General features: G+C 54.2%; 14 protein-coding genes. 6 read left to right on the top strand and 8 right to left on the bottom strand.

Annotated elements, in window-relative coordinates; all coding sequences use genetic code 11:
- Positions 1 to 36: 36 nt before the first annotated feature.
- Positions 37 to 573 carry a hypoxanthine phosphoribosyltransferase gene (gene hpt, locus J4650_RS12295; RefSeq protein WP_000683342.1) on the bottom strand — a complete coding sequence of 179 codons (537 nt, stop codon included), beginning with the start codon at positions 571 to 573 and terminating at the stop codon, positions 37 to 39.
- A 205-nt stretch (positions 574 to 778) separates the two neighbouring features.
- On the opposite strand from hpt, the gene J4650_RS12290 reads away from it, so the two are divergent.
- Entirely contained in the window at positions 779 to 3,169 is a 2,391-nt protein-coding gene (locus J4650_RS12290) for a pyrroloquinoline quinone-dependent dehydrogenase (RefSeq protein WP_023993181.1), read from the top strand.
- An 84-nt stretch (positions 3,170 to 3,253) separates the two neighbouring features.
- On the opposite strand, the gene cueO is transcribed toward J4650_RS12290, so the two are convergent.
- Positions 3,254 to 4,864, bottom strand: a complete 1,611-nt coding sequence (gene cueO, locus J4650_RS12285; RefSeq protein WP_000946058.1) for a multicopper oxidase CueO — start codon at positions 4,862 to 4,864, stop codon at positions 3,254 to 3,256.
- Positions 4,865 to 5,065: 201 nt separating this feature from the next.
- On the opposite strand from cueO, the gene J4650_RS12280 reads away from it, so the two are divergent.
- From J4650_RS12280 to speD, 3 genes are all read left to right on the top strand, one after another.
- Positions 5,066 to 5,413, top strand: a complete 348-nt coding sequence (locus J4650_RS12280) for a YacC family pilotin-like protein (protein ID WP_000846613.1) — start codon at positions 5,066 to 5,068, stop codon at positions 5,411 to 5,413.
- Between the two features lie 106 nt (positions 5,414 to 5,519).
- Positions 5,520 to 6,380 carry a polyamine aminopropyltransferase gene (gene speE / locus J4650_RS12275; RefSeq protein ID WP_000829968.1) on the top strand — a complete coding sequence of 287 codons (861 nt, stop codon included), beginning with the start codon at positions 5,520 to 5,522 and terminating at the stop codon, positions 6,378 to 6,380.
- 20 nt (positions 6,381 to 6,400) lie between these two features.
- Positions 6,401 to 7,195 carry an adenosylmethionine decarboxylase gene (gene speD / locus J4650_RS12270; protein ID WP_000734276.1) on the top strand — a complete coding sequence of 265 codons (795 nt, stop codon included), beginning with the start codon at positions 6,401 to 6,403 and terminating at the stop codon, positions 7,193 to 7,195.
- 29 nt (positions 7,196 to 7,224) lie between these two features.
- On the opposite strand, the gene J4650_RS12265 is transcribed toward speD, so the two are convergent.
- The 5 genes from J4650_RS12265 to yacL all read right to left on the bottom strand — a co-directional run bounded on the left by J4650_RS12265 (position 7,225) and on the right by yacL (position 11,793).
- Entirely contained in the window at positions 7,225 to 7,992 is a 768-nt protein-coding gene (locus J4650_RS12265; protein WP_000678254.1) for a DeoR/GlpR family DNA-binding transcription regulator, read from the bottom strand.
- 9 nt (positions 7,993 to 8,001) lie between these two features.
- Positions 8,002 to 8,985 carry a D-threonate 4-phosphate dehydrogenase gene (locus J4650_RS12260; protein WP_000448745.1) on the bottom strand — a complete coding sequence of 328 codons (984 nt, stop codon included), beginning with the start codon at positions 8,983 to 8,985 and terminating at the stop codon, positions 8,002 to 8,004.
- The gene (locus J4650_RS12255) at positions 8,975 to 10,246 is read right to left on the bottom strand and encodes a D-threonate kinase (protein WP_001748934.1); all 1,272 of its coding nucleotides are present in this window, start codon (positions 10,244 to 10,246) and stop codon (positions 8,975 to 8,977) included. The genes J4650_RS12260 and J4650_RS12255 overlap by 11 nt, the downstream gene beginning before the upstream one ends.
- Entirely contained in the window at positions 10,243 to 11,196 is a 954-nt protein-coding gene (locus J4650_RS12250) for a 2-keto-3-deoxygluconate permease 1 (RefSeq protein WP_001022089.1), read from the bottom strand. Before J4650_RS12250 ends, J4650_RS12255 begins: the two co-directional genes overlap by 4 nt.
- 234 nt (positions 11,197 to 11,430) lie before the next feature.
- Positions 11,431 to 11,793: a protein YacL gene (yacL, locus tag J4650_RS12245; RefSeq protein WP_000384308.1), complete on the bottom strand. Its 363-nt coding sequence runs from the start codon at positions 11,791 to 11,793 to the stop codon at positions 11,431 to 11,433.
- A gap of 270 nt (positions 11,794 to 12,063) precedes the next feature.
- On the opposite strand from yacL, the gene J4650_RS12240 reads away from it, so the two are divergent.
- Both J4650_RS12240 and J4650_RS12235 read left to right on the top strand, forming a co-directional pair.
- Positions 12,064 to 12,387, top strand: a complete 324-nt coding sequence (locus J4650_RS12240) for a hypothetical protein (protein ID WP_001101536.1) — start codon at positions 12,064 to 12,066, stop codon at positions 12,385 to 12,387.
- Positions 12,388 to 12,803: 416 nt separating this feature from the next.
- On the top strand, positions 12,804 to 13,268 hold the full coding sequence (locus tag J4650_RS12235) for a hypothetical protein (protein ID WP_023993182.1): 465 nt from the start codon (positions 12,804 to 12,806) through the stop codon (positions 13,266 to 13,268).
- A gap of 39 nt (positions 13,269 to 13,307) precedes the next feature.
- Here J4650_RS12235 and acnB read toward each other — a convergent pair whose 3' ends face one another.
- Complete coding sequence (gene acnB, locus J4650_RS12230) at positions 13,308 to 15,905, bottom strand: bifunctional aconitate hydratase 2/2-methylisocitrate dehydratase (RefSeq protein WP_023234440.1); 2,598 nt, start codon at positions 15,903 to 15,905, stop codon at positions 13,308 to 13,310.
- Positions 15,906 to 16,186 lie beyond the last annotated feature (281 nt).

Raw genomic sequence — 16,186 nt, 5'->3', positions numbered from 1 at the left:
AAGTCGCTTTAGCGACGCCATCCGGCATTTCTGCGCTTACTCGTCCAGCAGCACCACTTTACCAACATACGGTAGATGGCGATAACGCTGAGCGTAGTCGATACCGTAACCGACTACAAATTCGTCCGGAATCGAAAAGCCAACGAACTCAACCGGCACGTCCACTTCGCGGCGAGAAGGTTTATCCAGCAGCGTACAAATCGCCAGCGATTTCGGCTCGCGCAGGCCCAGGATTTCACGGACCTTCGACAGCGTATTACCGGAATCAATAATGTCTTCGACAATCAGCACGTCTTTACCACGAATATCTTCATCCAGATCTTTGAGGATTTTCACGTCGCGTGTGGTGGACATGCCGCTACCATAACTGGAGGCGGTCATAAAATCGACTTCATGAGGAACCTGGACTTCACGGCACAGGTCCGCCATAAACATAAATGAGCCACGCAACAGACCTACCAGCACCATTTCACTGCCGCTGTCTTTATAACGTTCGGTAATCTGACGACCCAGCTCGGCAATACGTGCTTTGATCTCCGCTTCGGGGATCATGACTTCAACAGTATGTTTCATATTTATAACCATATGATTTAAAAACAAATCACTCAATGCCGGTGACTAATAACGCCGCATTGACGCGCAAGGCACGCAGTATAACAGCAAACGTATTCATTCGCGGCATTTGATAAGAAAGCTCATTTTGTGATGACGATCACACATGTTAATTCCTATACTTAATTGCTACTAAAAAATTAACAATTTGGGATGGTGTCTTTTTATGGCAGAAAATAACGCACGATCGCCACGATTACTCGTGACGCTGACGGCCCTCTTTGCAGCACTTTGTGGGCTGTATCTTCTTATCGGAGGTGTCTGGCTGGTTGCTATTGGCGGTTCCTGGTACTACCCCATCGCGGGCCTCGTGATGCTGGTTGTGGCCGGATTGCTATGGCGCAGTAAACGTGCCGCACTGTGGCTGTATGCCGCCCTGCTGCTGGCGACAATGATTTGGGGCGTGTGGGAAGTCGGGTTCGACTTCTGGGCGCTCACGCCGCGTAGCGATATTCTGGTGTTTTTCGGCATCTGGCTAATATTGCCGTTTGTCTGGCATCGGCTGGTGGTTCCTTCCAGCGGCGCAGTGGCGGCGCTGGTCGTGGCGCTGCTGATTAGCGGCGGCATTCTGACCTGGGCTGGCTTCAACGACCCGCAGGAGATCAACGGTACGCTTCGCGCCGACGCCACGCCCGCCGCAACAAGCTCGTCGATCGCCGACGAAGACTGGCCGGCCTATGGACGCAATCAGGAAGGCCAACGCTATTCACCGCTGAAACAGATCACTGCGGATAACGTTCACCAACTGAAAGAAGCGTGGGTCTTCCGCACCGGCGATCTGAAACAACCCAACGATCCAGGTGAAATCACCAACGAAGTGACCCCGATTAAAGTCGGCGATACGCTTTATCTGTGTACGGCTCACCAGCGTCTGTTCGCGCTGGACGCCGCCAGCGGTAAAGAGAAGTGGCATTTTGATCCTCAGTTGAAGACCGATTCGTCTTTCCAGCATGTGACCTGCCGCGGCGTCTCTTATCATGAGGCCAAAGCGGATACCGCCTCGCCGGGGGTCATCGCCGACTGTCCGCGCCGTATTATCCTCCCGGTCAACGACGGTCGCCTTTTCGCGGTGAATGCCGAAACCGGCAAGCTGTGTGAAACCTTCGCCAACAAAGGCGTCCTGAATCTGCAAACCAATATGCCGGACACCACGCCGGGACTGTATGAACCGACGTCGCCGCCGATTATCACCGATAAAACGATTGTCATTGCCGGTTCGGTCACGGATAACTTCTCTACCCGCGAAACGTCCGGCGTTATCCGTGGTTTTGATGTTAATAGCGGTAAACTACTGTGGGCCTTCGATCCGGGGGCGAAAGATCCGAACGCGATTCCAGCCGATGAGCACGCTTTTACCTTTAACTCGCCGAACTCCTGGGCGCCTGCCGCCTATGATGCGAAACTGGATCTGGTCTATCTGCCGATGGGCGTGACCACGCCGGATATCTGGGGCGGTAACCGCACGCCGGAGCAGGAGCGTTATGCCAGCTCCATCCTGGCGCTGAATGCCACCACCGGGAAACTGGCCTGGAGTTATCAGACCGTCCATCACGATCTGTGGGATATGGACCTGCCGGCACAGCCGACGCTGGCGGATATTACCGTTGACGGTACTACCGTTCCGGTTATCTATGCACCAGCGAAAACCGGTAATATCTTTGTGCTGGACAGACGTAATGGCGAGTTGGTTGTGCCCGCCCCGGAAAAACCGGTCCCGCAGGGCGCGGCAAAAGGCGATTACGTCGCCAAAACTCAGCCGTTCTCTGATTTAACCTTCCGCCCGAAAAAAGATCTCTCCGGCGCGGATATGTGGGGCGCGACCATGTTCGACCAACTGGTGTGCCGCGTTATGTTCCACCAGTTGCGCTATGAAGGTATCTTCACCCCGCCGTCCGAGCAGGGGACATTGGTATTCCCTGGCAACCTGGGGATGTTTGAATGGGGCGGTATTTCCGTCGATCCAGACCGTCAGGTCGCTATCGCTAACCCGATGGCGCTGCCGTTTGTCTCGAAACTGATCCCACGCGGCCCGGGTAATCCGATGGAGCCGCCGAAAGACGCGAAAGGTACCGGTACAGAAGCGGGTATTCAGCCACAGTACGGCGTACCATTCGGCGTCACGCTGAATCCGTTCCTTTCGCCGTTTGGTTTGCCGTGTAAACAACCGGCCTGGGGCTATATTTCCGCGTTGGATCTGAAGACCAATGAAATCGTGTGGAAGAAACGTATAGGGACGCCGCGCGACAGTATGCCGTTCCCGATGCCGGTTCCGGTGCCGTTCAACATGGGGATGCCCATGCTGGGCGGGCCAATCTCAACCGCCGGTAACGTGCTGTTTATCGCCGCGACCGCCGACAACTACCTGCGCGCTTATAACATGAGCAACGGGGAAAAACTGTGGCAGGGACGTTTACCCGCCGGAGGCCAGGCAACGCCGATGACCTATGAGGTAAACGGTAAGCAGTACGTGGTCGTTTCTGCCGGAGGCCACGGTTCGTTTGGTACGAAGATGGGCGACTATATCGTGGCCTATGCTTTGCCTGACGACGCGAAATAACCATTAATGCCCGGCGTATGCCGGGCATTGTGCCGGGTGCCGGGTGGCGGCTTCGCCTTACCCGGCCTGCGTCGCAGACATCGGTCAGACCGTAAATCCTAACATCATTCCCGTATCTTCATGTTCTAACAGATGACAGTGCGCCATATAGGCATGTTCCTTCGGCGCGTCGTGATCGAACTTGACCAGCACTTCGCTGATACCACCCTCAACGCGTACCGTATCCTTCCAGCCCGTTCTGTGCGCCGCTGGCGCTTTGCCGTTCTCTGACAAAATACGGAACTGGGTGCCGTGAATATGGAAAGGATGCAGCATCATGTCACCCACGCCGGAAATCACCCAACGTTCATGTCGGCCTTTTTGCGCCGCGAACATCGGTTTGTTCATATCAAAGACCTGGCCGTTGATAAAGTTAGCGTTATGGAAGTCGAATTTTCCGCCGTGATTCATATTGCCCATCGCGCCATGATTCATCCCGCTGTGATCCATGTTGCCATGATCCATCTCGCCATGCCCCATATTGCCGCCCTGCATATGCGCGTTCATGCTGTCATGATCCATGCCGCTCATCGCCTGAGCGCCATATTTCTTCATCAGCATTTGCATCCCCATCATATCAAGACGCGGGTCCATCGACAGTTTCAGGTTGCGCACCGTCAGCCCTTCCAGCGACGGCAGCGCCGGCATCGTCGTCAACGTATCCGGCAGCGTACCGGAGGCGGTAATCCGCAGCGGCTGGATACGCATCACCGGATGCGGTTTATCAAACGGAGCGATCGCCATTCCCATCTGGCTGACCGGCAGGGTCACCAGATCAAAGGCTTTCCCGTCGCTGATATCCACCAGCACTTCAAAACGCTCGCCCATTAATAACGGCAGTTCGGTGACTTTCACCGGCTCCGCCAGCAGGCCGCCGTCGCTGGCGATCACATAAAGCGGGCGATTATCGCTGGCGGCGATATTCAGCGAGCGCGCATTACAGCCATTTAGCAAGCGCAGACGTAGCCAGCCTTTCGGCGCGGAATGCTGCGGATAGATAGCGCCATTGGTCAGCAGCGTATCGCCAAACCAGCCGACGGCGGCGGTCATAATATCCAGTTGATAATCAATCTGGCCATCGGCGGAGAAGCGTTTGTCCTGAATGATCACCGGCACATCGTCGATGCCCCACTGTTTCGGCAGGCGCAATTTGCGAATCTCGTCATCTTCAATCAGCACCAGCCCGGCAAGGCCCATCGCCACCTGGCGCCCGGTTTTGCCGTGTTTGTGCGGATGAATCCAGCAGGTCGCGGCGCGTTGCTGCGGCGTAAACGTCACCGTGCGGGTTCCGCCTGCGGGAATAATCCCCTGCGGACCGCCGTCGACGATGCCTGGAATCTCCAGACCATGCCAGTGAAGCGTCGTGTCTTCGGCCAGTTGGTTATGGATATCAACGGTCACGCTTTTTCCTTTGTGAAGCTGTACCGCTGGCCCCAGCAAATTACCGTTGTAGCCCCAGGTTGTCGCGTTCTTACCGGCGAATGTGGACTGTCCGGCTTTAACAATTAACTGCATACGGTTGCTCGCATCTGCCGTTAACAGGTCAGGAATAGGCAACGCGGGACGTTCGGCGGCAAAAGCGGCGCGGCTCCACAGCGGCAGCGCTGATGCAACCCCCAGCGCCACTGAATATTTTAAGAAATCACGGCGTAACATAATCATTTCCTTATAATGAACAGGCGGGTGTCTAAGCTTAGACCCTGCCCTAACGGGAAGGTCAAGCCAGCAACACGTCTTTACCATTCCTGACAGCAATACAATAAGAATGAAAACGCCGCGGCCAATCCTGATAATAAAAGTCGTCGCTACGTTCTCAGTATGCTAACGTTGACTTTCCCTGATGCCGTGGTAGAAGCAATGAAGACGTTTTTCAGACCCGTGTTGTTTGGCAGCCTGATGGCCTTATGCGCAAATAGCTATGCGCTTACTGAATCCGAAGCTGAAGATATGGCCGATTTAACGGCAGTTTTCGTTTTTCTGAAAAATGACTGTGGTTACCAAAATTTACCCAACAGTCAGATTCGCCGTGCGCTGGTCTTTTTTGCCCAGCAAAATCAGTGGGACCTGAGTAACTACGACACCTTCGATATGAAATCGTTGGGCGAAGACAGCTACCGCGATCTTAGCGGCATCGGTATTCCGGTCGCTAAAAAATGCAAAGCTCTGGCCCGCGATTCTCTGAGCCTGTTAGCCTACGTTAAATAATCCTCCGCGATCCTATTGCTGAAATAATGACCGTGCATCCACGGTCATTGTTAGCTATGATGTTGCGCCCTTTTTTTACGGGTGTTAACAATGGAGGTATCAGCCAATGGCCGAAAATACGATGTGGCATGAAACGCTACACGACCAGTTTGGTCAGTACTTTGCCGTAGACAACGTTCTGTATCATGAAAAAACCGACCACCAGGATTTAATCATCTTTGAAAACGCCGCTTTTGGCCGCGTGATGGCGCTGGACGGAGTGGTACAGACCACCGAACGCGACGAGTTTATTTATCATGAAATGATGACCCACGTCCCGCTGCTGGCGCACGGTCATGCGAAACACGTTCTGATTATCGGCGGCGGCGACGGCGCAATGCTACGTGAAGTTACCCGGCATAAAAACGTCGAAACCATCACCATGGTAGAGATAGACGCTGGCGTAGTCTCGTTTTGCCGCCAGTATTTACCTAACCACAATGCCGGCAGCTACGACGATCCGCGCTTTACGCTGGTAATCGACGACGGCGTGAATTTCGTCAATCAGACCCATCAGACCTTTGATGTGATCATTTCCGACTGTACCGATCCGATAGGCCCCGGCGAAAGCCTGTTTACCTCCGCCTTTTATGAAGGCTGTAAGCGTTGCCTGAATCCGGGCGGCATTTTTGTCGCCCAGAACGGCGTGTGCTTCCTGCAACAGGATGAAGCGCTCGATAGCCACCGCAAGCTGAGTCATTACTTCAGCGATGTCGGCTTCTACCAGGCGGCGATTCCGACCTATTACGGCGGCATTATGACCTTCGCCTGGGCGACGGACAACGATGCTCTTCGTCACCTGTCGAGCGAAATTATTCAGGCGCGTTTTCATGCCGCCGGCCTCAAATGTCGCTATTACAACCCGGCTATTCATGCCGCTGCATTTGCGCTACCGCAATATCTACATGACGCACTGTCCGCACAGTGACGTTAAGGAGGTGATAAAAATTGAAAAAGCTGAAACTGCATGGCTTTAACAATCTGACGAAAAGCCTGAGTTTTTGTATTTACGATATCTGCTACGCCAAAACCGCAGAAGAGCGCGATGGCTATATCGCCTATATCGATGAACTCTATAACGCCAACCGACTGACCGAGATCCTGTCGGAGACCTGCTCCATTATCGGCGCGAACATCCTGAACATCGCCCGTCAGGATTATGAACCCCAGGGCGCCAGCGTCACGATTCTGGTTAGCGAAGAGCCGATCGACCCGAAACTTATCGATCAAACCGAACATCCCGGCCCGCTGCCGGAAACCGTGGTGGCGCACCTCGATAAGAGCCATATCTGCGTGCATACCTATCCGGAAAGCCATCCGGAAGGCGGGCTATGCACCTTTCGCGCCGACATCGAAGTGTCAACCTGCGGGGTGATTTCACCGCTAAAAGCGCTCAATTACCTGATCCACCAGCTAGAGTCCGATATTGTCACCATCGATTACCGCGTGCGCGGCTTTACGCGCGACGTCAACGGTATGAAGCACTTTATCGATCATGAGATTAATTCTATTCAGAATTTTATGTCGGAAGATATGAAGTCGCTGTATGACATGGTGGATGTAAACGTGTATCAGGAAAATATTTTCCATACCAAGATGCTGCTTAAAGAGTTCGATCTTAAGCACTACATGTTTCACACCAAACCGGAAGATCTCACTGAAACCGAACGCCAGGAGATCACCGCCGCGCTGTGGAAAGAGATGCGCGAGATTTACTACGGCCGCAATATTTCTGCGGTCTGATTCATCACTGACAGCGCCTGACGGCGCTGTCACTCCGGCTGCACCAGCGTTAGCGCAAAAGCGCGCCCTTTCAGTTCAACCTGCGCTGACGGCGGCAGATTGACGTCGGTAATCACGTCATTAAAGCGCTCAAGCGGCACCACATTAAAGAGCGAATGCGCGCCATACTTACTGCTGTCCGCCAGCAACACTTTGCGCTGCGCATTAGCAATAATCTCCTGTTTAAGCCCGGCCTTATCTTCCGTTGGGGTCGTCACGCCCGTTTTTACCCCCCATGAATTACAGCTCATAAACGCGATGTTCGGATAAACGCTGCGCAACAGCTTACGCCCATGCTCACCGATACAGGACTGACTGCTGTCATCGATACGACCGCCGACAATCGTCACTTCAATTTGCCGGAACTCAGCTAAAAACAGCGCAATATGCAGATCGACGGTGATGACCCGCAGCGGAAGATGGGTTAAGCATTTCGCCAGCTCCATCATTGTCGTACCGGCATCCAGCACGACGGCATCGCCAGCATTCACCAGCGATGCGGCAACGCGTGCGATCGCCCGTTTTTCAGCGGGCGATCGCAGTTGTTTTTCATTGGTGGTGGGCTGGGCGGGTTCAAAACGCCGCAGCGCCACGCCGCCATGACTACGGCTGATCACGCCCTGCTCATCCAGCTTGATCAAATCGCGACGGATAGTGGCTGGCGATGCGTCAACCGCCTCAACCAGCTGTTCTACCGTAACCAGCGTATGGTTTTTCAGATACGCCACAATGAGATCCAGACGGTGTTGTCCTTTCATAACAGGGAATTATGCCAGTTGCATTGCCAGTTTGATCGATACGGCCATGCTCTCAGATTTTGCTTTTCCCGTCCAGGCGATATCAAATGCGGTGCCATGATCGGCAGAAGTCCGGATAAACGGCAGCCCTGCGGTGATATTCACGCCATCATAAAAGCCAAGCAATTTCAACGGGATATGCCCCTGGTCATGATACATCGCCACCACCATATCATACTGTCCCTCATAAGCCTGGAGAAATACAGTATCCGGCGGGCACGGCCCATAAACGTCCATACCTTTTGCGCGGGCATCGGTAATGGCTGGCGTCAGGATACGCGTCTCTTCATCGCCAAACAGGCCATTCTCGCCCGCATGAGGATTCACGCCTGCCACGGCGATACGCGGTTTAACGTAACCCACACGCTTGAGGAAAGTATCAGCAATGCCAATCACCGTTTCGACACGCGCGGTACTTAACGTATCAAGGAATTTACGCAGCGCGATATGCGTTGAAACGTGAATCACTTTTAGTTTATCGGTGTAAAGTACCATCGCGTAATCGCGGCTATGGGTCAGGGTCGCGAGCAGCTCGGTATGGCCCGGATAGTTGTGCCCCGCCAGGTGCAGCGCCTCTTTATTCAGCGGCGCGGTAGCGATAGCCTGTACGTCGCCCCGTAACGCTAACTCGGTGGCGCGCTTCACGCAGCGATACGCTAAATCCCCCGCCTGCGCCTGAACTTTCCCGGCCTCCAGCGCCTCCGGCTGCGCCAGCGGCTCATCAATCACATGAATGATGCCGGGCGCAAAACGCGCTTCGGCGACCCGTTCAATGGCCCGTAACTCGACGTTCGGCGTGATGCCCTTCGCCTGTAAACGTTTCAACGTTGCGAGGCATCCAATAACCACCAGCGGCGCGCCGTTGAGACCGTCTTCGCTTAGCGCTTTAACAATAATTTCCGGCCCAATGCCCGCTGGATCGCCCATGGTAATGGCAACGGTTTTAGTCTCCACAATACATCTCCTCAATATAATAAAGCGCGTCACACAACGTACTGTCTGAACCGAATCCGCCCGCTTTGGTAATGACCGGCAGATCGTCAATTTCGCTGTTTACAAACGTTCCACAGGGAATACAGGGCGCCACCTCGCTCTGAATGCGATAACCTTCAGCGCCAAGCGCGCCGGCGACGGCGGTAGCGATATCGCCGCCGGTCAGAAACAGCCCGCCAATCCGCGCCTGCTCGATAATGTTTAACGTGACGACGCCAAGCCGATGACTCAGTCGCTCGCCCAATTGCTGACGGCTCATCGCGGATTTTTCGCACAGCGCGTCGATTAACTGTCGATCTTCTGCGCGACGGCTGGTGCGTAAAATCGTATGTCGATGCTGACTTAACAGCGCGCAGGCCTGCTCTACGACAGATGCGATTTCCTGCTCCGCGCTATCCGACACCATGCGCGCGGCATCGATATCCACGACCTCCGCACGTCCCCGGCACAGCGCATTATCCACCTGACGTCGCGTGGCTTCGCTCATCGAACCGGCCACCACCAGTACCGGCAGCCGCTGCCGGTCTTGCATAAAAAGTTCAACCGGCAACGCATTCGCCAGACCAGCTGCGCCGACGAGCAGCGGCATCGACGGTTGTTCGCACGCCGCTTGCGCAATCAACGTCAGATCCCGCTCTTCCACCGCATCCACGACGATAATCCCTTCGCCCTCAGCCGCATAAGCCGTAAGTAAGGCGCTTAACCCACCGCGTCGGACATCCTGCAAAAAGACTTCATACACAGGGATCTCACTTTGCAACGCCACTATCTCGGCAATGCGGGAAGAGACAATGGGCGTTTTCGGATCGCTGGCAAATTCGGTTTCCAGTAGCGGGACGCCATTAACCAGACATTTTCCTTCAAGCGTCGTGCGTCCGGCCGCAGGGATCGCGGCGGCGATAACGGCCAGTTTTCGCTGACTGGCGCGCATGGCCGCCGTCACTTCGGCGCCGATATTGCCGCGAAATGTAGAGTCGATTTTTTTGTACACCAGCGGCGCTGGCGATGTCTCACACCACGGGGAAAGCGCGGCATAAACGGCAGATGCCGCCTGATCTGCGGGCATCGCCCGGCTTTCGGTGTTAATGACTAACACATCGGCGCGGCGGGACGGTTTTTGCGACGCGCTCAACATGACTTCCGTTCTCGCCCCCTTCTTCGCCAACTGGACGCCGGTATCATTCGATCCGGTAAAATCATCGGCGATAACCATCATTTTCATGCGTTTTTCTCCAAAGAAGCCTGGCGCGCCTGTTTTTTCGCAACCCAGGAGGTCAACACTGGCGTCAGGATTGCCGTGGTGATCACCGAGGCGGCAATCAGCGGAGCGGCAGCAGCGGCCACCTCGGCGAGCGAAGGGTCGGCCTGCGCAATAGCCAGCGGCGTCGCAACGGCATTACCCGCGGTGCTGGAGGCTGCCGCCCCGGCAATGCCAGTTCCGCCAACCAGACGATCTGCGCGAATATTAAAGAAACCGCCAACGAACGTTGTCAGCACGCCGAGCAGAATTCCGGCAAGTCCGCCTTGCAGTAACATTTCCAGGTTGATGCCCGCCCCCAGCGCAAAAGCAAAGAAAGGAATGAGCAGCGGGCCGCCTTTGGTCAAAAAATCGCGCATATGAGGATCAAGATTGCCGAGGATCATGCCGACAACCAGCGGAACCAGCACCGCCACCAGCGCCATAATGGGAATGTTCGCCATCCCTGCCGCGCCCAGCGCAATCATCGTAAAGAAAGGGCCATCATTAAGAGACAAAATAGAGATAGCGCCGACGTCGCGCTCATTGCCGAATTCGCCTACCAGCGCAGCATAAAGTCCGCCATTTGAATTGCTCATCGCCGCGATAATCGCCACGCCGCTCAGGCCAAAAATACCCTCCGCGCCGAAAAGATGCTCCACGCCCAGGCCAATGCCGATGGCGACAAGCAACTTGGTGAGCGTAATCGTCCCGCCCTGCAATAACGCCTGGGGCGCGGCTTTCACACTGATACCGGCTCCCATACACAGCAGAAAAGCGCCAATTAGCGGCGCCGCGCCGTTTTTAAATAAGGCGGTGGTAAAACCGCCGATCTCAAGCGCCTGCGGGGCGAAGGTGTTAATGACTGCGCCAATAACGAGCGGTACGACCATCATGCCGCCGGGTACGCGCTCTATTGCTTTTTTGATGTTCATGGTCTTACCGCCTGTTGCTTGTTGTGATTGAATAAAATCATAACGATTATATTCAATCAAATTAAGATCACAAACGCGTCAGATCACAGTTTTAAAATGATTAATAAAAATCAAAAAATCATTCTGCTATAAAAAAGCCGGGATACTCCCGGCTGGAATGTGTGGTGATTTCGTTTCCGCTACCGCCCCCAACTGTCCGTCGACTGGCGTTGTGGGACAATAACGAAGAGAGGGTCAGGCTTTACTGACGAATTCCCGATACGCGGCGACGACCCGCAGAAAATCCTCCATGCCGCACAGGGATAAACTCTCTTCATCGTAATAACTCATCCCCTCTTCCATCTCATCGCCGGAAAAATCCAGCTGATTGGCGCGAATCATCACCTCTTCGCCGTCCATCCAGATCGTGTATTCATGCCCTGCTCGTTGCCAGGAGCGTTCGCTGCCTTTGACCGTACGCGCGGCTTGTTCTACTTCATCCAGTAGCGAGAGGTTGTCTTTAACCTCTTCATTAAACCAGTGACCGACCACCTCGTGGCCCATCGACATTCGTACTTTTACCCCTCCGGTAACGTCGCGCAGAAATTCGTAATCCATAATTGTTTTCCTCTGCCCTGGCAATGCGCCAATACCGCATTGCGCCTTAAGGTAATTATCGCAGCACGGTGAAAGAAAAACAGCGGGGCGCACAAAAGATAAAATAAAAATGCCAAAACAGTTTATTATTCATACAGAAAGTCACTCTAGCGCTTCAATATATCTACACGCACTCCGACAAAGTGCTACGTGCCGCACCGTGGGGTATTAAGTCTCCACGATTCACAAACTCGCCGTTAGCGAAGCGCGATCTGGAAGAGTATTTATTTAATGAATGTGCTTTTCATATGCAGCCGAAATCAATGGCGCAGCCCCACGGCGGAGCAGGTGTTCCGCCGCTATCCTGGCCTTAGCGTCCGTTCCGCTGGCACCAGCCGCAACGCCAAAAAAAGCGTGTCGTGCGGGTTACTTCAGTGGGCTGACGTTATCTGCGTTATGGAGCAGAAACATAAAGACCGGTTGATGGCTGAATATCGTCGTATTATTGAAAATAAGCCCCTGCACGTACTCGATATCCCCGACGATTATCGCTATATGGACCCTGAACTGGTCAGGCAACTGGAAGAGCTGGTGCCGGAAGTGCTGGGGATATAGGCATTACCAATAGCTGCAAGAAAATTTCCCTCATCCATCACGCTTACATACACTTAATCTCCGTTAAGCGAAAACTCGACGACAAATTTCACATCAGGCAGCGCGCCGTTTAGATGACCTTTTATTATGCGCCGGAAGAGCGCAGTCGTTAAAAACGGCTGACCCTCATCCAGTTATAGCATTACCAGCCCGGCGTCCCTCTGGCGTTTTTTCAGAAATCATCAATACCCTGCCCACGCCGACGCCTGCTAGTCTTTCAGACGCTTCCTTATCATCCGGGTCGTTGTCATGAAATTGTTGGCTACTTGATAAGCACTTTTCAACTGAACTCCAGCAATGGGCGATATCAGCAGAGAAGCCGTAGTGAGTTGTATTTTTTGTCAGACGGTTGAAGGAAAATTAAGGAAGGATACATTATGTCTGTATTTCGACGAATAATTTATCATAGCGGTTGGTTTATTCTGCTTGGGCCGTTAATAGGCGCAGCCACCGCGATAGGTGTCATAAACTTTTTACCCGCCATTATTGGCGGACCAGACTCATTTTTGTTGTATTTCTGCAGAACAATACCAGAATTAGTGATTATTACCGGCTGGATATACAGTCTCCTCCCCGCATGGTTAACCGGTGTCGCCTGCGCGCTGATACCCCTGAAATTATATCAAAAAATAATTAACAGGATGATCCTTTGCGCCATTGCAGGTGGTCTGATCACGACGCTGTTTAATTTTGCGCGATATGGTTTTGACATAAGCATACTACCATTAATATATGGTGAAGTATTGATTATGCTTATTCCAGCGATTGTAGCCGGGGCAATAATGGGCGGGGTAATTACGTATTTGCCGGGGCTACGGGAAGTGAAGCGTAATAATAAATAAGAAGCGCCATTCGGGCCCGGAAATCCGGGCCCGTCTCTGTTACACCGCAGTCTGGAAAATCACGCCGTCCGCTTTCTCGGTGTACTGAGAAAGCTGGTCGAAGTTCAGGTAACGGTAAGTATCCACCGCCGTCTTATCCACCTGCGCCACGTAGGTCTGGTACTCTTCCGGCGTCGGCAGTTTGCCGATCAGCGCCGCCACCGCCGCCAGCTCCGCAGAAGCCAGGAAGACGTTCGCACCGGTACCTAAACGGTTCGGGAAGTTACGGGTTGAAGTCGAGACGACCGTCGCGCCGTCGGCCACACGCGCCTGGTTACCCATACACAGGGAACAACCCGGAATTTCGATACGCGCGCCGCTCTTACCGAACACGCTGTAGTAACCTTCTTCGGTCAGCTGCGCAGCGTCCATACGGGTTGGCGGCGCTACCCACAGGCGGGTTGGCAACTGGCCTTTGTGGCTATCCAGCAGCTTACCAGCCGCGCGGAAGTGGCCGATGTTGGTCATGCAGGAACCGATGAACACTTCGTCGATCTTCTCGCCCTGCACGTCAGACAGCAGGCGCGCGTCGTCCGGATCGTTCGGCGCGCACAGGATTGGCTCTTTGATATCCGCCAGATCGATATCGATCACCGCCGCGTACTCTGCGTCAGCATCGGCTTCCAGCAGCTGCGGGTCCGCCAGCCATTTTTCCATGCCCTGGATACGACGTTCCAGCGTACGGCGGTCGCCGTAGCCTTCGGCGATCATCCACTTCAGCAGGACGATGTTGGAGGTCAGGTATTCAACAATCGGCTCTTTGTTCAGCTTGATGGTACAACCGGCAGCGGAACGCTCGGCGGAAGCATCGGTCAGCTCAAACGCCTGCTCCACTTTCAGATCCGGCAGACCTTCGATTTCCAGGATGCGGCCAGAGAAGATGTTTTTCTTGCCTTTCTTCTCAACGGTCAGCAGGCCCTGTTTGATGGCGTACAGCGGGATGGCGTGTACCAGATCGCGCAGGGTGATGCCCGGCTGCATTTTGCCTTTGAAGCGCACCAGCACGGATTCCGGCATATCCAGCGGCATCACGCCGGTCGCGGCGGCAAACGCCACCAGACCGGAGCCCGCCGGGAAAGAGATACCAATCGGGAAACGGGTATGGGAGTCACCGCCGGTACCGACGGTATCCGGCAGCAGCATACGGTTCAGCCAGGAGTGGATCACGCCGTCGCCCGGACGCAGAGAGACACCGCCACGGTTCATAATGAAGTCTGGCAGCGTGTGGTGCGTGGTGACGTCAACCGGCTTCGGATAGGCTGCGGTGTGACAGAACGACTGCATGACCAGATCGGCGGAGAATCCCAGACAGGCCAGGTCTTTCAGCTCATCGCGGGTCATCGGGCCGGTAGTATCCTGAGAACCGACGGAGGTCATTTTCGGTTCGCAGTACGCGCCCGGACGGATACCTTTCACGCCGCAGGCGCGACCGACCATTTTCTGCGCCAGCGAGAAGCCACGGCTGCTTTCCGCCACGTCTTTTGCCTGACGGAAAACGTCTGAGTGCGGCAGCCCCAGCGCTTCACGCGCTTTGGTGGTCAGGCCACGGCCGATAATCAGCGGGATACGACCACCAGCACGCACTTCGTCGATCAGCACGTCGGTTTTCAGTTCGAAGGTTGCCAGTAGCTCGCCGGTTTCATGATTGCGTACTTCGCCTTTGTACGGGTAGACGTCAATCACATCGCCCATATTCAGGTTAGAAACGTCAACTTCAATCGGCAGCGCGCCCGCATCTTCCATGGTGTTAAAGAAGATAGGCGCAATTTTGCCGCCAAGGCACAAACCGCCGCCGCGCTTATTCGGCACGTTCGGGATGTCATCGCCCATGAACCACAGCACGGAGTTGGTCGCGGATTTACGGGAAGAACCGGTGCCCACCACGTCACCCACGTAAGCCAGCGGGTAGCCTTTTTTCTGCAATGCTTCGATTTGTTTGATGGGGCCGACAACGCCTGGCTGATCCGGCTCAATGCCTTCACGGGCGTTTTTTAACATCGCCTGCGCATGTAACGGAATATCCGGTCTCGACCACGCATCCGGCGCCGGAGAGAGATCGTCGGTATTCGTTTCGCCGGTCACTTTGAAAACGGTGACGGTGATTTTTTCCGCCAGCGGCGGACGGCTCAGGAACCATTCGGCGTCGGCCCAGGATTGCATCACCTGTTTGGCATATTCATTGCCCGCTTTGGCTTTCTCTTCTACGTCGTAGAAGTTATCGAACATCAGCAGAGTGTGGGACAGCGCTTTGGCAGCAATCGGCGCCAGTTTCGCATCGTCCAGCGCATCAATCAGCGGATGAATGTTGTAACCACCCTGCATGGTGCCCAGCAGTTCAATGGCTTTTTCTGGGGAGACCAGCGGGGAGGTGGTGTCGCCTTTCGCGACAGCAGCGAGAAAACCGGCTTTAACATAAGCGGCTTCATCTACGCCAGGAGGAACGCGGTTGATCAACAGGTCTAACAGGAATTCTTCTTCGCCCACAGGCGGGGTCTTCAGCAGCTCGACAAGCGCAGCCATTTGGGTTGCGTCTAAAGGTTTCGGCACAATCCCCTGGGCAGCACGCTCAGCTACGTGCTTACGGTATTCTTCTAGCACGACGATATCTCCTCGCTCTCATTGTCATAATGCGGCGCTTTTGTTGATGGGCGATTCTCTTCACGCTCCTGTGAGACAGTAGTTAGTAGGGTAAATGCCCGGTACCGCATAAGGCACAATAACAGGATTTTCTTTAAGTGTTAATCTGTTTACAAAAAAGCAACATAAAAAAGTGGCTGAATCGTTAAGGATGGTCTAATGCTCTACTGAGACGGGAGCTGCAGCCATAAATGCTTACCTCATTTCGTGCTTTGATCGTCACGTAACGTTACCGATCCCAA

This window comes from Salmonella sp. 32120201201600049SM (genome assembly GCF_017572835.1).
Lineage (GTDB): Bacteria > Pseudomonadota > Gammaproteobacteria > Enterobacterales > Enterobacteriaceae > Salmonella > Salmonella enterica.
This window is presented reverse-complemented; position numbering and strand designations above follow the sequence as displayed.